The 24,233-nt window shown below is 40.1% G+C and carries 19 protein-coding genes and 1 pseudogene; 18 read left to right on the top strand and 2 right to left on the bottom strand.

What is annotated here, in order from left to right:
* The first annotated feature begins 37 nt into the window (after positions 1–37).
* The 17 genes and pseudogenes from PV403_RS10240 (at position 38) to PV403_RS10160 (ending at position 21,335) form a co-directional block, all read left to right on the top strand.
* Complete coding sequence (locus tag PV403_RS10240) at positions 38–751, top strand: PepSY domain-containing protein (protein ID WP_332084511.1); 714 nt, start codon at positions 38–40, stop codon at positions 749–751.
* Positions 752–885: 134 nt separating this feature from the next.
* Positions 886–1,455 (top strand): PepSY domain-containing protein, encoded by a 570-nt coding sequence (locus PV403_RS10235; RefSeq protein ID WP_332084510.1) that lies wholly within the window; start codon positions 886–888, stop codon positions 1,453–1,455.
* A 247-nt stretch (positions 1,456–1,702) separates the two neighbouring features.
* Positions 1,703–2,218, top strand: coding sequence for a DUF2179 domain-containing protein (locus PV403_RS10230; protein WP_213530719.1), 516 nt, complete (start codon positions 1,703–1,705; stop codon positions 2,216–2,218).
* A gap of 382 nt (positions 2,219–2,600) precedes the next feature.
* Complete coding sequence (locus PV403_RS10225) at positions 2,601–2,804, top strand: cold-shock protein (protein WP_191802627.1); 204 nt, start codon at positions 2,601–2,603, stop codon at positions 2,802–2,804.
* 120 nt (positions 2,805–2,924) lie between these two features.
* Positions 2,925–3,140 carry a cold-shock protein gene (locus PV403_RS10220; RefSeq protein ID WP_213530717.1) on the top strand — a complete coding sequence of 72 codons (216 nt, stop codon included), beginning with the start codon at positions 2,925–2,927 and terminating at the stop codon, positions 3,138–3,140.
* A gap of 139 nt (positions 3,141–3,279) precedes the next feature.
* Positions 3,280–4,278, top strand: a complete 999-nt coding sequence (locus PV403_RS10215; protein ID WP_332084509.1) for a glycosyltransferase — start codon at positions 3,280–3,282, stop codon at positions 4,276–4,278.
* A gap of 215 nt (positions 4,279–4,493) precedes the next feature.
* Positions 4,494–4,655 carry a hypothetical protein gene (locus PV403_RS10210; RefSeq protein WP_191802631.1) on the top strand — a complete coding sequence of 54 codons (162 nt, stop codon included), beginning with the start codon at positions 4,494–4,496 and terminating at the stop codon, positions 4,653–4,655.
* Positions 4,656–4,746: 91 nt separating this feature from the next.
* Positions 4,747–6,375, top strand: a pseudogene (abc-f, locus tag PV403_RS10205) (ribosomal protection-like ABC-F family protein); the annotation flags it as partial.
* Positions 6,376–6,952: 577 nt separating this feature from the next.
* Positions 6,953–7,537, top strand: coding sequence for a nuclease-related domain-containing protein (locus PV403_RS10200; RefSeq protein WP_332084508.1), 585 nt, complete (start codon positions 6,953–6,955; stop codon positions 7,535–7,537).
* A gap of 42 nt (positions 7,538–7,579) precedes the next feature.
* Positions 7,580–9,535 carry a hypothetical protein gene (locus PV403_RS10195; RefSeq protein ID WP_332084507.1) on the top strand — a complete coding sequence of 652 codons (1,956 nt, stop codon included), beginning with the start codon at positions 7,580–7,582 and terminating at the stop codon, positions 9,533–9,535.
* 100 nt (positions 9,536–9,635) lie between these two features.
* Positions 9,636–11,468, top strand: coding sequence for a hypothetical protein (locus PV403_RS10190; RefSeq protein ID WP_332084506.1), 1,833 nt, complete (start codon positions 9,636–9,638; stop codon positions 11,466–11,468).
* A 16-nt stretch (positions 11,469–11,484) separates the two neighbouring features.
* A complete protein-coding gene (locus tag PV403_RS10185; RefSeq protein WP_332084505.1) occupies positions 11,485–12,258 on the top strand; it encodes an OmpA family protein in 774 nt (257 codons plus the stop codon).
* Complete coding sequence (locus tag PV403_RS10180; protein ID WP_332084504.1) at positions 12,251–13,513, top strand: EH signature domain-containing protein; 1,263 nt, start codon at positions 12,251–12,253, stop codon at positions 13,511–13,513. The genes PV403_RS10185 and PV403_RS10180 overlap by 8 nt, the downstream gene beginning before the upstream one ends.
* Positions 13,482–16,277, top strand: coding sequence for a DEAD/DEAH box helicase (locus PV403_RS10175; RefSeq protein WP_332084503.1), 2,796 nt, complete (start codon positions 13,482–13,484; stop codon positions 16,275–16,277). The genes PV403_RS10180 and PV403_RS10175 overlap by 32 nt, the downstream gene beginning before the upstream one ends.
* Positions 16,278–16,421: 144 nt before the next feature.
* Complete coding sequence (locus tag PV403_RS10170) at positions 16,422–18,626, top strand: MrcB family domain-containing protein (RefSeq protein WP_332084502.1); 2,205 nt, start codon at positions 16,422–16,424, stop codon at positions 18,624–18,626.
* A complete protein-coding gene (locus tag PV403_RS10165; protein ID WP_332084501.1) occupies positions 18,598–21,015 on the top strand; it encodes a DUF2357 domain-containing protein in 2,418 nt (805 codons plus the stop codon). The genes PV403_RS10170 and PV403_RS10165 overlap by 29 nt, the downstream gene beginning before the upstream one ends.
* A gap of 32 nt (positions 21,016–21,047) precedes the next feature.
* On the top strand, positions 21,048–21,335 hold the full coding sequence (locus PV403_RS10160; protein ID WP_332084500.1) for a hypothetical protein: 288 nt from the start codon (positions 21,048–21,050) through the stop codon (positions 21,333–21,335).
* A 191-nt stretch (positions 21,336–21,526) separates the two neighbouring features.
* Here PV403_RS10160 and PV403_RS10155 read toward each other — a convergent pair whose 3' ends face one another.
* Together PV403_RS10155 and PV403_RS10150 are read right to left on the bottom strand one after the other, a co-directional pair.
* Complete coding sequence (locus tag PV403_RS10155) at positions 21,527–22,447, bottom strand: DUF6612 family protein (protein ID WP_332084499.1); 921 nt, start codon at positions 22,445–22,447, stop codon at positions 21,527–21,529.
* A gap of 157 nt (positions 22,448–22,604) precedes the next feature.
* Entirely contained in the window at positions 22,605–23,054 is a 450-nt protein-coding gene (locus tag PV403_RS10150; protein ID WP_332084498.1) for a DinB family protein, read from the bottom strand.
* 219 nt (positions 23,055–23,273) lie between these two features.
* Between PV403_RS10150 and PV403_RS10145 the strand changes: the two genes are divergently transcribed.
* Complete coding sequence (locus tag PV403_RS10145) at positions 23,274–24,221, top strand: nucleoside hydrolase (protein ID WP_332084497.1); 948 nt, start codon at positions 23,274–23,276, stop codon at positions 24,219–24,221.
* The last annotated feature ends 12 nt before the right edge of the window (positions 24,222–24,233 follow it).

Here is a 24,233-nt window from a genome sequence, read left to right as displayed (position 1 = left end):
ACAGGTGTGAAGTGTAAACAGGAAGGAGTTTTTTATAATGAATATAAAGAAAAAACTAGGATATGCGGGAGCCGGAGCAGCTGTGCTGGTCGGACTTGTTCTCTTGTTTGTTCAGCCATGGAATCATGCGGATTCGGTTCTGTCCGCCGAGGCAGTGGAAGAGACGGTGATAAGCCAATATCCAGGTACGGTGGAGAAGAGTACACTTGAGAATGGTGAATATCATTTGCGAATAAGTACGGATACAGGCACCTATGAGTTTACCGTGGATAGCAGCGATGGAAGTATTATGTCTATTCAGCAGATCAGTAAGTCAGGTGCGAAAGAACATGCCATTCTTAGCCGGGATACAGTGAAAGAGAAGTTGCTGAGTGAAACAGGAGGCAAACTTCTCTTCCTGGAGCTGATTACGAAGGAAGATCAAGATATCTATAAAGCCAAAGTAAAGACGGATACAGAGCGTACTTTATTTGAGATAGATCCTTATACGGGAGAAGTGTTATCAAGACAAACGATTACCATCGATCAAGAAGATGACGAAGAAGAGAATCAAAAATTTCTAGCGGAAGAAGAAGTAGAAAAAATTGCGATGTCCGAAGTAGCAGGTGAAGTAGATGATACCGAACTCCGAGGTGAAGACACAAACCATCCTTATTATTTAGTTGAAATTGAGACAGATGATGATAAAGAAGCCGTTATTCAAATTCATGCGATCACAGGAAAAGTTCAGTCAGTGACCTGGGATGACTAATTCTTAAGAAGCTCTTCTCCTTTTCTCATCGAATTCTAATCTAACTCTTTCTTTACTCTCATTTGGCAGAGGTAAGATGTATTTGTAAGCAAGTGAGACGTAAATAACAAAACAAGAAGAGGAGTCGATGAGACATGAAGAAACATAAACGTATTTTGGCAAGCGGGGTTCTGAGTGCGGCGCTTTTGATTGGTGGTGCAGCAGCGTTTACAGGTGCAGAGTCAACAGTTGAAGCTAGTCAACTATCCTCTACATCTACATCTACATCCACATCAACAAGCAAAATGATCACTGTGGAGCAGGCTAAAGAGGCAGCACTTAAAGAGGTACAAGGTACCATTGATGATATTGATTTAGAGAAAGAGAATGGAAAAGTATACTATGAAGTGGAGATCGAGTCAGATAAGGTTGATGCTACGGTATTAATCGATGCCTATACAGGAAAAGTGCTTAACGTATCTAAAGACCTTGACTTTGAAGTTCCCGCTTCGGAGGCAGTTGTAAAAGTTTCACTTGAACAAGCAACACAAATTGCGTTAAAACAACTTGATAACAGTAAAGTAATTAGCACAGAGCTTGACCTTGATGATGGTCGTTATGAATATGAGATCGAACTTGTAAATAATCACTACGAAGCCGAAGTTACGATTGATGCAAATACAGGAGACATCGTATCTGTTGATATCGACCGTGAGGAGGACTAAATCCATATAGCATTCATGTGAAAAGAATACGAAGAGCACCTGCCCGTAATGACAGGTGCTCTTTTGTTATGCTAATGACCTTATAAGCAACTTTTTCATTGGCTAATGAATCAATCTCATAATCATATAAAATGGATTCTAAACTATGAAATTCAATAAAAAGGGGTTTCATGAGAACAAAGATGTGGTATTTTGGATGGTATAGTTTTGTTATGCGGAAAGTTCTGCAGTTAGGAGGGTGTTACCCATGGCTCAAACGCTACTTTTTATTTTTGCCATCCAGATTGTTTATGTCTCGGCGTATACCTTACGCATGATTCTGACATTAAAGGGTCAAAAGTACATCGCAGCCTTGATAAGTATGGTCGAAATTGTGATCTATGTACTCGGACTGAATTTGGTGCTCAGCTACTTAGATCAGATCTCAGCTCTTGTTGTATATGCACTTGGTTATGGTCTAGGCATTCTGATTGGTGCTTGGATTGAAGAAAAAATCGCGCTTGGCTACATAACTGTCAAGGTAATATGTGATCAGGCCCGCGGTACGATTGTGACAACGCTTCGGGAAAAAGGATATGGCGTAACGTCTTGGCTTGGCAATGGCCGAGATGGAGATCGGCTGGTAATGGAAATACTGGCCAAACGTAAAAACCAGAAAAAACTGTATGAGACGATCTTGGAACTTGATCCAAAAGCTTTTATCATTACCGTAGAACCCAAACAATTCCATGGTGGATTTTGGACGCGTTCCATCAAAAGATAGCACGAATAAGCAGGGGCATGCCGGTCGGTATGCTTCTTATCTTTGCGAATATAGTAATAAATGATTTGAAAAAAAGGATATCGATGGCATTAAAATGGCGATATTATATACCGAAATGGTATGAACCCCCTATTTTTGTGGAAATAATGGAGAAGCGAAGATGAGTAGCAGGGATGGTCTTATGTCTATACATACATGTCAAATAAAACCATTTTCATGCTCCGATCTCTTGCGTTGATTTGGTAAATATGCTATTATTAGTTTTGTCATGTAATTCACATTTTGGAAAGAGACTCATTCCGAAAATGACACTTTTTCCAATATGTGAATTTTTTTCAAAGAAAATAACCATATTAATATAAGTGTAAAGGAGAATGACCCAATGCAAACAGGTACAGTTAAATGGTTTAACGCAGAAAAAGGCTTCGGTTTTATCGAAGTTGAAGGCGGAAGCGACGTTTTCGTACATTTCAGCGCAATCACAGGCGAAGGTTTCAAAACCCTCGACGAAGGACAACGCGTTGAATTCAACGTGGTACAAGGTAACCGCGGACCACAAGCAGAGAACGTAGTAAAAGTATACTAATCCGACCTGCAAGCTGCCTTTGACTGACAAGTTGAAGGCAGTTCTTGTTTTCATTCCAAAAAAAGCGATACGGAGTATGCGATCGAGTTCGTTTATTCTGTAGATAGGGGGGAAGTATTCATGTACAGACGTCAAGTATCAGAGGAAATCCCCGAGGAGAACACGAAGGTCTGGTCTTGTACCAATGACGACTGCAAAGGTTGGATGCGTGATGATTTCGCATTTGAGAGCGAGCCGCAATGCAGTTTATGTTCCTCACCGATGGAACGGGAAATGAGAATGTTGCCCGTGTTATCCAACGCAGCAAATGATTTGAAAGCAATGAGAAAAGGGTAACGAGTTAGTACCATAATCGTTTTTGCATAAGTAAGTCTTTGTAAAAATAGCAAAACTCTGTAAGTGTACCGCGATACGGCGAGGATTCTCCTTCCCATATGGCGGTTTTTTTGTGCTATGGAAAAAGGAGGAGACGTTGATGGATAAAGTAGGACTCGTGATGCGTAAAATTCAGTTTACGGAGGCGCAGGGACCCCGAGTTTTTGCAGACAGGTTGAAAGCCATTGGGGAAGAGCTCGGTGTAGAGATTGTATTCATCTCACCAGAGCGTCATGTGAGCGGCTATGACTGGGTTCCGGGATATGAGCATGAAAAAGGCGACCTAGTCAACTATGATATCGTTCTCGATCAGATCTATTCACAGAATATTGATCATGTCATCTATACGGTTTCCGGCTTTACATATCTCAAGATGTTTCTGAAGAACAGTGTGCTGTTCCCGCATAGTTTTCCCGATCCTGCCCTCACAGGGTATGAGATGATGAAGCCTTTTTATCAGATCGTGGATAAAGCGATTGTGCAGACTGATTTCCTGAAAAGGGAGATGGCCGCTCAGTATGGAGTTCATGATGTGACGGTGATCCCAATTGGTTTTGATGAAGGACTAGCCCATAAACATTATGATCCCTCTGCTGTCGTCGACAACCGTATTATGTGGATCGGACGGGATGAAGCAAACCGCCGCCCTGATCTGGTTATTGAATATGCGCATCAGAATCCGGATAAAGAAGTCTATATGGTATTCGGCGGGGAACGTTATAGAGAAAGTATGAAGAAATACGACATCCCAAGTAACGTGAAACTGAAGTTTGCACTTAGTCAGGATGAAGTATTCCAGTTGATGAATTCCTCCAAGGTATACTGGAGTTCCTCACGCTTTGATACGTTTGCGATGCCGCTGACCGAAGCGATGGCGATGGGGAAAATGGTTGTGAAGCCAGAGCATCCTTGTTATGGACATATCAGTTCGACCCATACGTTTGGCGGGAATGAACGCAACTTCTTTGAACTGCTTAATATGGCAGCCGCCGCACCTCGCAAAGTGTCGGAAGATAACAGGGAGTATGCGTTTGGTGCTTTTTCAAGAACCGTGATGAAGGAAGGGTATCGGGCCTTTTTTGAATCATGGCTTCGGTAATAAATAGTTATAGTTATTTTCTTGGCGCATGCCAGGTGTTATAGCTAAGTCATATGTGATATAGTCGAATCAATATCATAAGTCAATAAAATATTGAATTTGAAACTATATAGACAAACTAAACCATTTTGATCTATATACTTTAGATTAAAGTAGCTAAAGGTATTATGAAATTGATTCAGTTAGTCATAACTTTTAAAAAGGAGGTGAGGTAGGTGAATATTGAAATGGTGAACAGCCGCTTGAGCCAGCTGCCAATGGTACTGTCTGGCATTTTCTTCAGAGGTTTCTTATCACGGGAGAAGTCTGTCCATTTTGCACTAGATAAGATTAACCATTTCGAGAAGATGCCTACCTTAACCTCAAGCGGATTGTAGTACCTATTTCCGAGTGAAGGGTCGCGGGCTTGTTCCCGCGGCTCTTTTTTGTGTGGTGAGATGCATCTTCCTACTCAGGAGGATACAAAAAATGATCATCGTAAACGGACAAAACGTAAAAAAATACCACGGGGCAAACCTCGTGCTGGATAATGTAACTTTTGAAGTAAAAGAAGGAGAAAAAGTAGGGCTCATTGGCGTGAACGGAAGCGGAAAGTCTACTTTACTGTCCTTGATCTCCAAGATGGATAAACCGGATGCAGGCATGCTTGCGGTGAAGAAAGAGGTAAGAGTGGGATACTTGCCGCAGATTCCCGCGGAATTTGAGCACAAAACAGTATATGAGGTGCTGGCTCACGGGTTCGAGGATTTGCTTCAGCGGCGGCAGAAAATGACGCAGTTAGAACAACAAATGGGAAGCTTCGAAGCGGCCGCAGATGAGGATTTCCTAGCCAAGCTGCTGCACCGTTATTCGGTTCTCCAGGAAGAGTATGAGCGAGAAGGCGGCTATGAGATGGATGCCAGCATCGATATGGTGGCAACCGGTCTGCAGATAGATAAAGCAATGTATGTTAGAAATTTCAGCACCCTGTCCGGCGGGGAGAAGACAAGGATTGTGCTTGCTTCACAGCTTATCCGAAAGCCTGATCTGCTGCTATTAGATGAACCAACGAATCACCTGGATCTCTCCGGTGTAGAGTGGCTGGAGCAGTTTTTACGAAACTATCCTGGTGCTTGTATTCTCGCGTCCCATGATCGTTATTTTCTAGACCGGGTAGTAAGTCAGATCATCGAGTTAGAAGATGGAGAAGCGTTCTCTTATTCGGGAACGTATTCCCGTTATGTCATTGCAAAAGAAGAACGGCTCATGCAGCAGTTTGCCGAATACCAAGAGCAACAGAAGAGAATCAAGAAGATGAAGGAGACGATTTGTCAGCTCGAAGAGTGGGGACGAGTCGGCGGGAACGAAAAGTTCTTCCGGCGGGCAGCCTCGATTCGCAAGGCGCTCGCTCGGATAGAGCAGATGAAGAAACCAAAGCTTGTACAGAAACAAGCCGAATTTGCACTTAAACCGGATCAGCGTTCTGGTCAGATCGTTCTCCTATTTGAAGCACTCACCAAGCATTATGGAGATAAGAACATCTTAGATGCAGTAGAAGGAATGATGGCTTATCAGGATAAGATTGCGCTGCTTGGCGAAAATGGATCTGGCAAGACCACCTTTTTCAAGTTGCTGTTAGATCAAGAGGTCGCGGATGCTGGATATATGGAATGGGGTGCGGGAGTAAGTGTAGGCTATCTTGCACAACAGGAAGAGATCAAGATACCGAAGCAAACCGTACTCGCCTATTTCCGTGAGCATGCCCCCATGGAAGAAGGAGAAGCAAGGTCGGTGCTCGCGAGGTATATGTTCTATGGTCCGCAGGTATTTCGGGAGATCGGCAAGTTATCCGGTGGTGAATGGTCACGTCTCCGTCTAGCTGTACTCGTGAACAAGAAGCCAAATGTGCTTCTGCTCGATGAGCCGACCAATCATCTGGACATCACCTCCCGTGAAGCACTCGAAGAAGCACTGGACGAATACAAAGGCACCGTACTTGCGATCTCTCATGATCGGTATTTTATTAATCGCATTGCGGGGAAAGTATGGTCTCTGGATTCAGGGAAGCTGAGTGCTTATCTTGGAAACTATGATGATTATGCGGTGAAACGGAGTGAGCAGTCGGTAAGAGTTTGAGGGTGTATAGGTTAAAAGAAATAGTTTAGGATGTCCCCGCCCATTAAGGGCGGGCTTTTTTATTGTAACGCATGAAGTTATGGCTCCAATTTACGCAAAAGCGAAGGGTATAGAAGAGGGATGCAGGATATAAACTCAAATTTTCCTTCTTCAACTTTCATTTTTTTGCAAATTTATATGTTATATAGCTAATTTGTTCTATATAATGGTAAGTGTAGTTCTTAGGTAATGCATAAAATGAATTGTAAAATGAACCCTTCGGTTTATTCGAGTAAGACATCTTCATAAATATAACTAGGATAAAAGGTCTATGGACCGCCGTGATTAGCAGATCTAATTCAAGTCAAAGCTCTTGTTTAAGTTGGCAAGATACATAAAAAAGAAGAGTTGATTAAGAGTACGAAGATGGGAGTCTACTATTTAAAATGTCTTCCAATCATAGTAAGGAGTTTCTAAATCAACTGAGGAGGGACAGGCAATTTTAAAGCAGATACTAGCTTGGTTTAAGAGTGAGAAGAAGCAAGAAGTAAAGAAAGCACCAGTAAAGAGTAAAGCTAAAGTGGCCTCTACTCGTATAGGTGAGCTCGGAGAACACAAGATCAATATTCAATTAGACCAGCTACCTAAAGAATGTATGTATATTAGTGATTTAATGTTAACTAATCCTAAATCTCGTTCAGGATATTCTCAGATTGATCATGTAGTCGTATCTCCATATGCTCTGTTTGTGATCGAAACGAAGAACTATAACGGAGAGATTAAAGGGAAAAAGGAAGATAAACAATGGATTGTGAGCAATCGTTTTAAACTTTATAATCCACTGAGGCAAAACTATGGACATATCAAAGCAATTCAAATACACATTTCGGATATCAAAGTTCCATACGTTTCAATGGTATCTTTTGCGATGAGGTGCAGATTTAATGTTGATCCTGAGCTGAGAAAGATCCAATCAAATGAATTGATCATTTATGATGTGGAGCTATCTGAGTATATCCAGCGGAAGATGAACAGATTGATATCGGAAGAGAAGACTCCGACATTGTCCCAAGATGAAATCAAAAGAATTATAGGTAGGCTCAAGGAATTAAATATTGTAGATCCGATTACGCGGCAGCAACATATCAAGGGTGCGAGAGGTTAATCTAGTTGTCATCATGAACGGAATGGAGGAAGTTTAGGGAACATGTCGATTTTTAAATTCTTATATGAAGTGAATGAAGGGTTATCTGTTTTGGCAATCCAAGCTGAAGCAGATATATGGACGAATTCAAGATCAACCTTAACTCAAGGAAGATTATTTAGTGAAGAACTGGCAACTATTGTTTCAAAAATGGAGAAGGTAGAGCCCGTATATTACATTAAACCAAGCGATCGCGTACAGCTTTTATCACGTAAAGATATTATCTCAAATGAAATAAAGGACAGTTTTGATTGGCTTCGTAGAAATGGGAATATCGCGGCACATGATTTGAAACCAATTCCAACTGATCTAGCGTTAACTGCGCACAGACATATCTTTATATTAGCACTATGGTATGTGGAATCTTATGGTCCTTTGGAACTTGAACTCCCCGACTACACCATGCCGACTCAGCCTGAGAATGTAGCAAATCAAATGATGGGAAACTCAACAAAAGATATGAGTGAACATATTGAGCAATTATTGAGTGCTCAATTCGAATCTAAAATACTTCCTACAATGAATGAACAATTTAAACAGCTCCATGAAACGATTAACAAGATAACAGAGATGAATAAAAATCGCGACGAACACTCAGAAGCAAATCGGAAAGCACCAATTCCAGATACCCCACTCAGAAATTCAGCACCTAATGATGAAAAAAACAAAATAGTAGAAATGGAAATAGGGGAACTCCTTATTGATAAGGGATATAAGGTAGTAGATAAGAGATCAAGCAGAGGAGCTCTGTGGATCGTTGGAGGTTGGGAGCTTAAAGACGAGTTGTTAGAATTTAAGGAGTTTGGGGCACTTTTTAAATTTTCCAAAAATGGTAGTCAGTCCACGAAGCGAAATCCAGGATGGTTTTTATTAGACAAAAAGCCAATTCGCATTTCGATAGATAGTAAAGATGGGAATAGAAATTCTGATTCTGAAAATGAGGTAGCCGTTTCATCAGAAGTAATTAACATCCCTAAGGGTAATTCTGGTGAGAGTAAAGTTATATTAGAAAATGCTGAAAGTTATAAACCAAATAATATGGCAGATGATTATGATGAAGAAAAAGCAGTGGATAGAATCGAATTCAGAAAAGCCTTTCTGAATAAAGAGCTTGTTTTTCCTGCTTCTATGGTCGGAATGTCATTACTGGAGCTAAACCTTAAGGGAAGTCAGGCAATATTACAATACTTAATCAATGATCTTAAGGTATCAATAATTCAGAATCTCCCTGAGGATTTATCTGATCTTCAATTGAAAATTCCAGGTGTTGGACCAAAATCTATTGATCGTTTTGTAAAGCAATTAGAAGAGGCAATAGCAACTGAAAAGAAATTGATAGGTTCTGGTAAACGCAAGGAAAACCTAGTAATTAATTATCGTGAATTAAAAAAGAAATTAGGTCGGAGACCTACCTATTTAGAAGTACATAAACAAGGAACGGTAGATAGCCAGGATTACCGATTGCTTTTTGACTCTTATGTTAACTTCTTGTTAGTTGCCAATGAATTAGATAAAGAGGAAGCCTCTCTAGCTAGAAGATACTCTAAGTGGTTTCAAGAAGTAGAGAATACAATCTTGCGTAAAAGTTACAAAATGACTCTGTTGCTCGCTATGATTGAACGTGGTTCTAAGCAATGGATGAACCCCATTACTGCTTATGAAACAGCACCATTTTTCTATGACTTTTATATGAGTAACGAAATAAGAAAATCGATCGATTTTGCAGATTCTGAGACTCGAAAATTGTGGGATGTACCACTTGATCGTACTGCGCAATTAATTAGCAGGATGCCAATGACTCATTGGGCGAAGTCCTCTAATAGACAGGTCACTTACTCTAATGAAGAGTTCGTGATTGCTTTTCAGATTAGAGAAGGTGATCAAGAAATACTGTATAAGTGGACGAAAGAAATCTGTGAGTATAGGTTGGCTATGTATTTTGAGAGGAAGAAGTTATAAACATATTATTCTTACTTGTATCGAATATTAAGGGTAATAGTAAGGAATTAATTTCTGGATAACTAATTTAATTAATTTAGAACATGTGGAGGAGTTTTAGGTGAACGCAATATACCTTTTTATAGCAGTTAATGTAATTTTATTTTTGGGTGAGCTGTATTTTAAAGTTAAAGACTATAGGGAAGTTAACAATGATTCAAATAAAATAAAAAATAAACTATCTGAACTAGAGACTGAATCAGAAATGACTGAACGCTTTATTCAGATGAATGAGTGGTTAGAGGAAGAAAAGGATAGTAGATTCATACAAAAACACTTAAAACATGCTTGGGCAATTTTTTACCAAAAGTATATGGGGACAACACATAAGATACCTCCTGATACTTATGATTATTTTTTAGAAGAAGAGCTGGTTCAAAAGTATGGAAGAAGAAGAATGGTGGAGCTCCTTCCTGGGATATTTTTATCAGTTGGATTATTGGGAACATTCTACAGTATATCTGTTGGAGTGGGATCTCTTGATTTAAACTCAAATTCTGAAAATATGCGAGATGGCGTTAGTTTGTTACTTAACAGTATGCAGTTTAAATTTTTATCTTCTATAGTAGGTATTGCCCTATCTATAATTTGGCAGTTTTTGGACAAAACAATATTTATTAGAAATTTACTAGATGCTTATATTGAAATTCGTGATGCATTCGACGAAGCCTTCCCTACTCAGGATCAGAATGTGTTTCTAGTGCAAATGTTAGAAAACCAAAAGAATCAGATGAATGATCTTCAAACTTTTATGTCAGAGCAGATGATTCCTCAAATGGTTAGCGGTTTTAATCAAAGCATAGAGCAGGCGTTGCTTCCTCCCATGGTACAAACTCAGGAATTGATGAATGAGCTAATTACAAGTGCTTCTGTAAACCAGATGGACGGGGTGAAACAGCTGACCTCAGATGTAATGACCTCATTGAATGAGATAACAGGGGAACATATGAAGCAATTAGGAGACGCCCTACACGCGACTGTGGAATGGCAAAAGAAAGTTCATGAAGAAATGACCGGATTGGTAGACTCTATGCAGCAAGCAGCCAAAAATCAATCAGAAATGGTTGAAAAGACTACTGTACTTACCCATGAGATACATAACTATACCGATAATATAACGAATTACCAGCAGGTACTCGAAGGAACGGTTGCTCAGTTAAATGACACGACTTCCACGAATAGCCAATTGCATTCAGCAACTAGTAGCTTGTTAGGGAATATGATCGAAGAAAGAAATGTATTTAATGAGCATTTTTCAGAACATATCACCAAGCTTCAAACAAATGTGGAATCAATTGTGAATCAGACTGAAAGACAAGTAGAAGTGCAAGAGTTATTGGGTCAAAATCTAGATCGTATTTCTGAAATGTCATCAAGTCAAGAAAAGTTAGCAGTTTCCCTTTCGGAACAGGCTAATCATACTCAAAGCTCAAGTGAGGAACTTGGCAAACTACTTATTCATTTTGAGAAAAATGCCGTTCAATATAATGATCTGCAGGAAAAAATGGGTGATATGCTACAACAAGCAGAAAAAGATCGGAAGGCATTTGATCAACTGGTTGATCGTATACAAACTAATCTAGTAGAACAAGTCGAAGGAATGGATGAGCGCGTAGAGGATCTGGGTTCAATATGGTCGGAAAACCAAGAGACAATGAATAAGTTAAGTAAGCAGCTTAGCACTTCAATGAATCAATTTACGGATGATATGCACCGGGGAATCATGAGAACGTTTGAGAAGTTTGATGAAGAGCTTACAACCTCCGTTAATCTACTTGCTAAGGGTGTAGATTCCATGAGAGATGGTTTAGTAGATATGCCAGATGTAATACAAGAACTTAAGCAATCAGTCATTGAAATAAATAAGCAGGCTAAGCGTGCTACAAACGTATAAGTGAGGAGGTTTACTAGTGGCACGAGGGACACGAGGTAAAAAAGGGAGTAGCAATGTAGGTGAAGAAGGAGAAAGTTCCTGGATTTCCTATACGGATTTGATGTCAGCGTTACTAATCATTTTTGCACTTGTCATTATGATTACAATGTATGACACCCAAAATGCATACGAGCAGCAGAAACAAGCAATGGATGAAGCGGCAGAGGCACTTAAAGAGAAGGAAGAAGTCATTAGCCAGAATAATCAGCTTATTGAAGAGGTAGTTGGGGTGAAATCTAAAATTATTGAAGAATTGATGCTTGCATTCCAAGACTCCAATTTAGATTTACAAATAGATAAGCAGACAGGGGCAATTCGTTTCTCTGGCGGAGTGTTCTTTAATAAAGATAGTAGTACTGTCTCAGCAAAAGGAACAGAATATCTCGAAATGTTCATACCCAAATACATTGAAATTTTATTATCTGACCAATTTCGCGATGAAATAGCTCAGATTATTGTAGAAGGCCATACAGACAGTGACGGCGGCTATATATACAATTTGAAACTTTCTCAAGATCGGGCGTTATCTGTAGTTGAGGAAGTGTTTGCTCCGACCTTCTCGAAGTTTGCATACCAAGAGGAACTTAAAGCAGTAATTACTGCCAACGGACGTTCATTCAGTGTACCGATTCTTGATAAGAATGGAAAGATGGATCAGGATAAGTCTCGCCGTGTGGAATTTAAATTCCGGTTAAAAGATGAGCAATTACTTGAAAAATTACAAGGGTTAATGGTGGAGACAGATGGATGAGCAATCATATATTTTTCATTTCGCATTTACACCTACTAAATTGTCTGAGGTAAGAAAGAAAGTAGAAGAGAAGTATCGTGACATAGATATGCTCACAGCTTCACAGATAAGTTATCTGCGACTTCCTAAAATTTTAGAAATGATCCGTAATACTGCTGAAGATCGTTTGGAGCAGTTGGCGTCTGAGTTTAATAGGAGGGACTTTTCTGTCTTAACGTATAGCTACCCTTACTCTAAAGAATCAGGCCAAGTTCAAAAGAAGATTAATATGGTATTAGCTAGTGGCTATACTCCCGGGAATGCTAATATGATCTGGGAAAAGTTTCAAAGAGAATACAAGCATATTTATACTGAGGATTTGTTGCGAAGATTTTTACTTAAAGATGAAGACATTTCTTTTATATACTCAGATTATTCAGAAGCTGATTTAAAGGTAATGCTGCTCCCTGCTTTCATGCATAAATCAGGAATTGCACAAGGTCTTTTGCAGGTCATGATTGATAAAGATCCTAATATATCTGAATTTCTAAAGAAAATAAAAATCAAACCAGAGACACCTTTAGAAGATTACTTAGTTTATGAAAGATTAAAAGAAGGTCTTGGTAGTAAGGGATTCATAGAAAAAAATAAAATAGTTTACATTACTCAAATGCTTGAAAAGTATTCTATCGAACAATATCAAGGTCTGCTTAAGAAATATCTTGAAAACCGTACATTTGAGGAATTTGATTTACAAGTCATGAATCAAGCGTTAAAACGACTTCATGATCCAAGAGAACGGGATGAGGACTGGATATTCTTACTAGAACAGACCCGCCAAGAGGTTAACAAATGGTTAGTGCAAGCTGTGCTTGAAGACTACTTTGATACTGAAAGATTTAAATATTGGAAAAATTATTTACGTGTAATGGTTGATGTGAAAACATTAAAAAGAGCAAACGATCCCAAGGTGATATTCCTATATTTTGAAAACTTTGTGGTTGTAGAGTTTGGGGAGAATGGAAAGGCAGTTTACTTCTACTATAAAGAAGGTTTTGACCGTTTCATTTTACCTCGGACTAATAGTCATGAGTTTTTGAGAAAAGGCACGTCAGATAGAGAATCAATGTTAAAAGTAAGAGACATTGAATTGATGGGAGAACCATTATTTATAAATAAACTTCATCATATCCCTAAAAATCGATGGATGGATCGATTTACTAGATACATGAAGAGATATTTTGATGGAGACTATTCATATACAGAAAGGAAATAGTGGTGAGGTTATGAGTTTTTGGAGCAAGCTTAAGAAACGTAGCAAGGAACCGGAATATGATGTTATTGAATGGAAACTGGACAAAGTTCAGCAGGGACTCAATATCAGACTAACTCGTGACAGGGGACAGACAAATCTATCTCTCCCACTTCGTATGTCAGTTGCGGAAATTAGACAACAACCAGATGTAGAGATCTTAGAACTTATTGAATCCATGTGGTATGAAGAGTTAATACAGGAATCAGAAAATGGATATTTGCTTCCCTATGAGTTATTGGTTGAGGCTCCTTCAGAAATCAGAGCAACTCTTGGTATACCAGAGCCCGTTCAACTTGATTTATTTCTCGGTCACGAAGGATTTGTAGGGAGTCCTCGTTTTCAGTTCAAACTAGAAAAGCATCTCCCGGGATTGAAACATATAGAGAGAACCTCTCGCCAAACAGGACCGTGGCTTCAGTTACCTGACCGCTCTTTTATTCTCATGAGTCCAGCTCAATATCAATTTGATCAATTAGTGTCACAACAGTTACCTGATGTAATGGATAAGGAGCAAGTATTTACATATGTTGCAAAAGTGCAATCACAGGCAAGGCAACTTGGTATTTCTGTGGATAGTTACTTACAGAAACAGAATTATAAATTTGCAGATCAACTTGATCTAGACGTAACTTACGATAATGATGAAATAGAAATTATCCCTAAGTATCTTTCGAAAGATGAAATACCTAATAACCTATTGAATGAAATGGCCAGTAAAGGTACCGCCTATTATAGTGATCCTGAGATAGGGAAGGTCTTTGTTTCAACAGATGTAATTAACAAGGCTAGCGTAGTTCAGCATAAAGCTCCTATTCGGGGTCAGAATATCCCACGTTTTGCTGAGAATCCAGAAGCATTTTTATCTGAGTTTGAAGAACTGAATCTATCTTTGTTTGGAGAGCGAGTCAGATCTCTAGGGATTAGAGTGTATAAAGCGCAGCCTTATGTTCATGCCGAAGAAAAAGGGCGAGGATGGTTTGAGTTAAATGCGGGTGTGTCTTTAGTTGATTCAGAGGGAGAAGTGAACAGAAACTTTTCAACAGAGCAATTTAAGGATTTAGTGAGCAATGCCAGAGAGTCAGGGGATGAGTTTTTAAATCTGGACGGAAACTGGATCAAAGTGCCTCATAATGTGGAGCAGTTTGATGAAGCGGTAGATCGATTTCATCAAATCCTAGGTGATAAACCTGAGGTGGACATTACTAAACTACCGTATGTACTGGAGATTTTCGAAAATATAACACAGCTTGATTACAATCAGCCTATTTTGGCGGCGCAACAGGAAATGATGGATCAAGGGATTTTAGATCGTGTCCCGCCTACATTCTTCAATGCACAACTAAAACCATTTCAACAAGATGGATTTGTATGGATGAAATCGCTCCACTATCGTAAATTGGGCGGGCTCTTAGCAGATGATATGGGACTTGGTAAAACGATTCAGGTCGTCTCATTTTTAAGTTATTTACATGAACAGAACAGGTTAACTCCTACTCTCATTGTGGTGCCGAAGTCTCTTATAGATAATTGGGTTGCAGAAATACAAAAATTTGCTCAGCCACTAGTTAATATGATCTATGTACATACAGGTACTCAGCGATTAAAAGAAGTAGAAATGTTGCAACAGCAACCGATTATTTTAACCACATATCAGACACTAGTGAGAGATCAGCTTGTTTTTGGACAGGTGGAATGGCAGGCCTTAATTTGTGATGAAGCACAAGCCATTAAAAATCCAACAACGGCAGCAAGTAAAGTAATTAAAGCGATGAACGTGAAGTTTAGACTAGCAATGACGGGGACTCCTGTAGAAAACGGACTGAGTGAACTCTGGTCTATTATGGATTATGTGCAGCCAGGACTATTAGGAAGTTTGAGCGAGTTCAAGAAAGAGTTCATGGATAAATTAGAGGCAGAGGAAAGAGATGAGGAGACAGAGCAGAAATTGTTAGCAAGAATTAATATGGTCTATAAACGTAGAACCAAGACAGAAGAACTTGCGGGACAGTTACCCTCTAAGACATTGATAGAGTTGCCTGTTTCTCTTGGAACAGAACAAAAACAATTATATTCGGCTATCATTTCTCAAGTTCAGAACAAAATGCTATCGGGTCTCCAAGCAATTCAAAAATTAAGAGAACTTTGTTCGCATCCGGCTTTGGTTGATCCAAATCAAAAAACGTTACCAGTCGAAGCTGTGCCCAAGCTTGCCCAAACAATCACCTTACTTCATGAAATTAAAAACAAAGGTGAAAAAGTGCTTATCTTTACGGAACTTCGCCTTATGCAGGAGATTATCCGAGATGCGGTTCGCGAGAAATTTGATATTAATCCATTCATCATAAATGGTGTTACAGATCGTAGACAAGAAGTAGTAAATCAGTTTAATCAGAAGTCAGGTTTTGACGTTATGATCCTATCACCGAAAGCAGCGGGTACGGGACTTACAATTACTGCAGCAAATCACGTCATCCATTACACCCGGTGGTGGAACCCTGCGGTTGAAAATCAAGCAACGGACCGGGTGTACCGTATTGGACAGAACAAACCCGTTCAAGTTTACTATCCAATTGTAACGGCAGAAAAGGAATTTTTATCTTCAGGGACAGTTGAAGAAATTGTCCATCGAATTTTGACTGAGAAGCAGGAATTAGCTTCGTCTATTGTTGTGTCTAGTCGTAAGTTGGAGATTGAGGATGAGGTCTTGGAAAGTGCTTTTTCGTAAAAAGTTCGTACTCATCTATCCATTCACTTAGCTGGGTTAACCATATTATAAGTCCACAGTTAGCAGTTTCCTTAAAATCAATTGGGAAACTGCTTTTATTTCTTTATAATTACATTAATCATGTTTTCTTACTTGGAGGTCATCATGCTACCAGAAGCACTTTCTAATATTTTTCGAGCCAAACAAAAATCATACAAAATGGTCCTTATCTTATCCATTATTGAACTTTATGAGAAAACTCACTCGTATCAGGCTTCAATAGATCAAATCGCTCAGCAGTTCTTGGCATACTTTCAACAAGAGAGCGAAGCAGGAAATACGGTAGATACTCCACCAGAACAGAAAGCTTCTGGATGGAATGATTTCACGCTAGCCCAAACAAAAGCACTACTAAAAACACCGATCGAGGCCCTATCAGCTGTACTCAATTTCGATCAAGCTAATCAGACCCTCACCTTGGCCAATCCAGAGTGGTTCAACGAAGAGACGCTTAAAGAGCTGAAAGAATACGCCATGGAAGAGCTGAATAATTACAATAATAAACTTGAATTAAGTAGAAGTCTTCCTTCTTTTTCTTTACAAGCTGCCTTATCTCAAGTGATGAACACGTATCTCCAAGCCAAAACAGAACCTTTTGCTCAGCACCCTTTAGGCACCCTAGTAAGGAACACGATTCCAAATCAGTTAGTGGATTTGCTCTCTCTAGATGAACACTACAAAACTCAAGGTTCGATTGGGCAAGGCAACTGGGCAACTATTCCTTGGATCGCACTCATGGACAAACGAATCACACAGACGACACAAAAGGGAGAATACATCGTCTATTTGTTCTCCGAAGATATGCAGTCTGTCTATCTCACGTTAATACAAGGAGTTACAGAACCAATAAAAGACGGTAGGACTAAAGGATACGAATATCTTAAAAATAAAACGGAAGAAATTCGTAGCTTGATCCCATTAGAAGGACTACATAAAGATGAGAACATCTTTCTCACGGATAGAAGCGGTCTAGGCCGAGACTACCAAGTTTCTACCGTAGCTTATATCAAATACGAACGGGATGCTTTGCCGGAGGATGACGAGCTTATACGAGACCTCCAGAACTTAGTCTCTAACTATAATCAATATGTAGATATTGTGCTTCATAGTAGAGAAGAACTTACTTCAGATAAGGAGCCAAATCCGGTGACATTAACAGTCAAAGAACAACTGGAACAAGTGAAAAGCTATATTCATCATAAAGGGTTCCTTTATCCAGATGGTCTCATGGAAAACTTCTACTTGTCTCTCAAGTCGAAGCCCTTTGTTATTCTTGCAGGTGTATCGGGGACAGGGAAAACGAAGCTGGTAAAACTTTTTGCTGAAGCATTAGGTGCTACGATGGATAACGGACAATTTACTTTGATTCCCGTTAGGCCGGACTGGAGTGATCCGTCTGACCTCTTAGGTTACAAAGACCTTGCAGGCGTCTTTAGACCCGGAAGATTAACAGAAGTGCTGGTAGAAGCATTGAAGCCGGAGAATAAGGACAAGCCTTATTTTATATGCCTAGATGAGATGAACTTGGCACGAGTAGAGTATTACTTTAGCGATATTCTGAGCGTCATGGAAACCCAGGAATGGAACGGTGACCGTATTATTACTTCTCCCCTGATTGGGTCTGAGTCATTAAGAGAGGAAGACCGGCCATTGTACGGCGGTTTATCTCTGCCAGATAACGTCTACGTGATTGGAACGGTTAATATGGATGAAACGACGCATCCGTTCAGCAAAAAGGTGTTGGATCGCGCCAACACGATTGAGTTCAACTACATTAATCTTCAGCAATATCCTGATTATGATGAGGAAGAATTATTTTCATCTCCTAAGGCAAATAATTTGTTTCTGAGAAGTGATTTTTTACAGTTATCCGATATGTACAGCACATATCGAGAACTGGTGCATTCGACAACGGACAAGCTTGTACGAATCAACAATATTCTCGAAGAAATCCATTCCCATGTCGGCTTCCGAATTCGCGACTCCATATGTTTTTATATGGTGTATAATCAGCGCTTTAACCTGTTACCCACAGATATGGCTTTTGACGGACAGCTCCTTCAAAAGATATTACCAAGAATTCAGGGAAGCAGCTTATCTGTAAAAAGAGTGTTGTTGCAGCTGATGCAGGAAGCTCTAGGTAAGTCTATCCCAATTAAGGATCTGCTAGATGATGCTTCTGAATTGTACTTGAAATACGGCAGAAAGCAGCAGGATGTAGACGTGAAATATCCGCAATCCGCACGAAAGATTGCCTTTATGTTACGGAGGTTAGAAGAAGATGGATTCACCTCATACTGGCTTTCTTAATCAAAGTGTAGAGCTCGTTCGAATAGAGACCAATATTTTTAACCTATATATCCAGGGAAAGCCGTATCATCCTACGGTAGAATCTCTACAACTCCATCGTAAGGATACAGGAGCATGGATAGATTCGAACACCCTGCAGATGGAGATCCTATCGGATGAGCTTGTACTAGAGAATATGTATGTTTTTTCACCTGAACAGGGGAAGTTGATTCTTTGGAAGACAGGGGACAAAAGCTACCCTTTATTCTATGAAACGCAGTCCTATGAACTTGTTATTGAGAAAAAGCAAACGGCAGAACTTACTTTTCATCATAACAACGTTTATATTCGTCAGGCCGTAAAGCCACTAGGTCGTTCGATTCTTTCTGGAATTCTGAATTTTCAGAATGAGGTAGGGCTTACAGAGTTGGAACTTCAATACCGAGAACGACCGTTATTCCAGCTGCAATTTGAAATCTATCCCTCTAAGATGGATTACAAAAGAGATTACCAGATGATCTTAAGTGATATTAATCGGCAGATATATAATTTGTCTTTTGATTTTTTGAGGAAAACCTATCATCTAACGGGGTTAAAAGAGACACATCATCAGAGTCTTACGGAGTTTTTTACAATCTTACAGTATGTTTTTGATCAGCTTAAGCAAGCAGTGGAACGGATTCATATTAATCCTCATTATAGGCTGGAAAGAGAACCAAGAGTAGTCGATGCGTCTAAAGTAAAGAAAGCCGGCAAAGAGAATATAGCCTACATAACAAAACGTCCACATCTCCTTACACCTCATGCAGAGCATGGTTTTATTCCGCATCAAGGGCAACGGCTATACCCAACACATGCCCTCGAAACGAAACGTCATGCTGAGTATGATACGATGGAGAATCGTTTTGTTAGATGGGTATTAATGCGAGTATCTAAGAAACTGAAACAGATGAAGATGAAACTTGCCGTATCAGGGAAACTACAAGACCCTTTGTTGGATAAGAAAATGACATCCATGCAGAATCAGTTACAACGGCTCTTACAACTGGATTTTCTGAAGAATGTGGGGGAAATGAAACAACTCTCCGTCACGCTGGTGCTGCAGATGGCACCAGGATATAGAGAGGTATATCGAAGTTACTTGATGCTCATGAAAGGGCTCACGGTACACAGTGATTTATTCCGATTGTCTATGAAGGATTTAGCGCAACTGTACGAATACTGGTGTTTCCTGAAGATTAATGAGCTGTTAGCCCGCAAATATGAGTTGTTAAAACAAGATATCATTAAGGTTAATCGTACGGGTATGTTTTTTACGCTGGATAAATCGCAAGCAGCCAAAATGGTATACCGTAATCAGAAAACGGGAGAAATTTTTACGCTGTACTATAATGCTCTACCTCGTGGTGATCGTAGTGCAACCCTTGGCCAAAAACCAGATAATGTGTTGACCCTGAAAAAGAATGAGTCTGCTATGGAGTACAAATATATCTTTGATGCTAAATATCGGATTAATCCTGCCTATGAAGGATCTTATTACTATCAGAAGTACAAGCAGCCCGGGCCTGAAGAGGATGATATTAATACAATGCATAGGTATAGAGATGCGATTGTGTATGCTGATGGGGGGCAGGAGCTAGAGCGAAGTATGTTTGGAGCTTACGTGCTATTTCCATATCATGACGAAAAAACGTATCGTGAACATAAATTTTATAAAAGTATTGAGCTCGTTAACGTCGGTGCGTTTCCCTTTTTGCCAAACTCCACGGAGTTAATGGATGCATTTTTGGATGAGATTATTATGGATAGTCCAGAAAAAGCATATGAGCGATCAACGCGTCCTCGTGGGACGAAAAGTTATTATCAGAATAAGTTATCCGGTAAAAATGTTCTGATAGGATCGTTAAGAGAGGTTGCTCAATTAGAAAGTGCACTACAGTATCATTACTACCATCTACCCCTTGAAAATATATCCGACCATACGATTCTTACACAGATTGAGTATGTTGCTCTTTATCAGTCGAAAGGAAAATTCGCGGGTACGGGTGAAACGGGAATTCATTGGTATGGCAAGGTAAGGGACTGGAAAGTTGTACGGAGAGGTGAAATAAAGGAACGTCCTGCTAGAAAGGGAACGGAAGATAAGCTTTATGTGAAGTTATCGGTCGAAAAATGGATCAAACGAGAAGAGCCAATTATCTCGGGTGGTCTAGGTATCTATCGATTGCTTTACACATCCAAATACATTTTCGATCGGGCAAAGGAAATTGCTGAACTCAAGCTAGAGACGGAAGAACAATTGAGTGAATGGCGAGAATTGCGGCGTAAAGGCACAGTGAAAGTAGAATTGGATCACTCTCAGGTCGATTTGGCACATCAAGTCAAAGAAATTCGAAATGATACCGAATGAAGCGGCCGATAGAATAGAGGGGAAGATTATAAATGCACAAGTTACTGGACATTGGAGATGTATTTGAATCCAAAGAACACGGAACGATTATTGTAGGAGTGAATCCTGAACTTAATACATTAAGTCATCCTGAAATCAAAAGGAGCATAGGTGACTATATCGTAGTTCGAACACCAGACAACAAAGAGTTAGAATTAAAAGTGATTTCCGTCCAAGTTTCGAATTCACTCATTGATAGAAAAACGATAGGGATATGTGTCGGGAGCTCCGTGGCTCCAACAGAAATACCGATGGGATCAGAGGTTTACTTGAGAACATAGGTAAGGAAGCAACCGTCTAATCTCCTGAATAAACTATAGAAAATGTACGAACTGTGGTACGATATCACTTTTAATGAAGAGAATACAGTCAATATATATATAGTAGAAGACAATTAAAAATAAATGAATCCTAAAAAGAAAAATAGCGACCTTCCCACAAGGGATCAGTCGCTATTTTTCTTTTATGTCTTCTATGGTGTCGCTGTCTCCGCAGGCATCTGCTGTTCAACCGCGCTATCGATTACATCCTGCGGTACTTTTATGCTTTCCGTCTTATTGTAATCTCTAAGTGAGCTGTCCATTTTCATTATAATCGCGAGGGCCTGACCATCCATGTCCATATCCATATTCATGGAGTAGACGAGGTCTTTTGGATAGTAGGTCTCTTTATCTACACTATAGGAAATGTCCATGGATTTAATGTTCATCTGCTGCATCATGGCCGCCATCTGCGGATCGGTGGCACCGCTTTGAGACAGCATGGTGGTTGCAAGTTCTTTGACTTTATCGCCGGAAAGATTTGCTTTCAGCCAGTAGATATCTCCCTCTTCTTCAACCGCTAGATCATTTGCGATACTGCTAAGTTGTTCGAACTGAGAACCTGCGTTGGACTGATTCTTCATCTGTTCCAGCAGGGGAGCGGTGGCTTCTTCAGGCAGGGACATCCAAGCATCTCCCATTTGCGTGTATACTCCGTCTTCCGTAATATACTGTTTTATCTCCTGTGTACCCTCTTGACCGGGCATGGAGGTTTTGATCTCTTGATATGCAGCGACAGGGTTCAGCACCAGATCGGTTTTCATATCCATATTTACATCTTGCTTTTGCTCTTGGCCATCCATGGTAACTGTGAGGTTTTGTTCGATTTTGCTGTTCATAGAGTAACTCTGAATTCCTTTGCTTGCTTCGGTAATCCGTGTGAGTAATTCTTCTGCTGTAGGGGTTTGTTGTTCTGTCTCATTTACGTCTTCGTTGTTACCTGAAGTTTGTTCGTTTGCTGTTGGAGTTCCTTCTGTTGTACCTCCGTTGCTTGGCTCGGCATCGTTATTGCCGCAAGCTGCGAGTACGAGGACAAGAACGATCCCCATCATAAATACATTCCACTTTTTCAAAAGAAAATACCTCCCACTTAAAGTTAGTACTCATTACCCAAATCTCAAGAAAATGAATTGGAATTTAGGAAAAATAAATAGTTTGGGTAAAAAACAGAAGAACCAGCCCATTACAAACTTCGTATAGGACTGGCTCAAAGATGACAAATCTATGCTTTTACATAAAGAATGGCAGTTCACTAACCCCTGCCACACGAGCAAATGTGAACAGCTGACCCTTATGATGAATTTCATGGTCTAGAGCCATGTTTAGGATAGCAAAGCCGGGTGCTGTTTTTCCGAACAAAGCAATTTCTTGTTGCAGCTGCTCTTCGGTAATGGAAGCGAGCAGGGAGGATGTAGATTCCGTATAACGATGAACGAGGTTACGCACATCTTCTATCGTAGTCCACTCATTTTTTGTTTGTGGAGGAGTGAATTCGCCGCGAATCACGGTATTTGCAAACATCTCCATCGATCCAGCAATATGAAGAGCGAGTTCTCCATAAGTCATGCTGCCATCCCATGGTTTATACTCAGCAAGTCCTTCTTGATTCAGATCAACGAGTTTATGTAGCACTTCACGGTGTGTGTTCCAACGATGGATAAAGCTTTGCATTTCTAACATATAAATAATCCTCCTGTATAATCGTAATGAGTTCTTTAAAATGGTAACGAAAAGGAAGAAGGAATGCAAATAAAGGGGATATTGTAACCGTATTAGAGACCATGCTAATAGGGGGAGAGGCGAGATAAATACTTGCAAGAATGATGAGGGAAATGGTTCAATAATGAAAGAAGTACATGTTTTTTTGGCAAAGAACAAGACAACAGGGAGTGTATACAGATGAAACGAGTGATTATTGATACGGATACGGCAGGAGACGATACGATAGCGATCCTGACAGCGCTTCATTATTTTCAGGTGGAAGGAATCACCATCACCGGGGGAAATGTAGAGTTCAATCAGGAAGTAGAGAACGCATTATATACGGTGCAAGTCGCTGGAAAAGGTGGACAAGTTCCCGTATATAAAGGGATCGAGCGCCCCATGCTTACCCTCGGAACAGCTCAGCACCGTTATGTAGATGATGTACATGGGGATGACGGCATGGGCGGAGCTCATTTTCCAAAAGCAGTTCAGCGTCCCGAAACAAAACATGCGGTAGATTATATCATTGAGACGGTGCATGCTAATCCCGGAGAAATTCATATCCTGGCGATTGCACCGCTTACGAATATTGCTATGGCGATTCAAAAAGACCCTACGATTATTCCGCTTATTCCTCATATCTATATCATGGGCGGGGCGAATAATGCGCTTGGTAATATCACGCCTGCAGCAGAGTATAACTTCTATACCGATCCGGAAGCAGCACGAATTGTACTCCACTCTGGTATCCCAATGACGATGGTCGGCTGGGAGATGTGTACTCGTTATTCCGTAATGGATGATGCAGATCATGAAGAAATTGCGGCATTGGGTACAAAAGGATCTCAATTTTTCATCGACATTAATAAGGTGGTTATGCAGTTTAATAAAGAGGTACATAAACTTCCGGGCACAACACACCCAGATACGCTTCTGATGGCGGTTGCTGCGGATGAATCGATTATGACGAAGTCCGGCACGTATTTCGTCGATGTAGAAGCGGCAGGGCAATATACAAGAGGATACAGCGTCGTTGATATCAATGGTCGTCTGGGGCAAAAACCGAATGTACGCGTATGTGAAGATATAGATCGTGGGGCATTTAAACAGATGCTGATCGATGTATTATCGGCTATCAACTAATGGATCTAGGAG

This window comes from Paenibacillus sp. GYB006, from assembly GCF_036577645.1.
Lineage (GTDB): Bacteria > Bacillota > Bacilli > Paenibacillales > Paenibacillaceae > Paenibacillus.
This window is presented reverse-complemented; position numbering and strand designations above follow the sequence as displayed.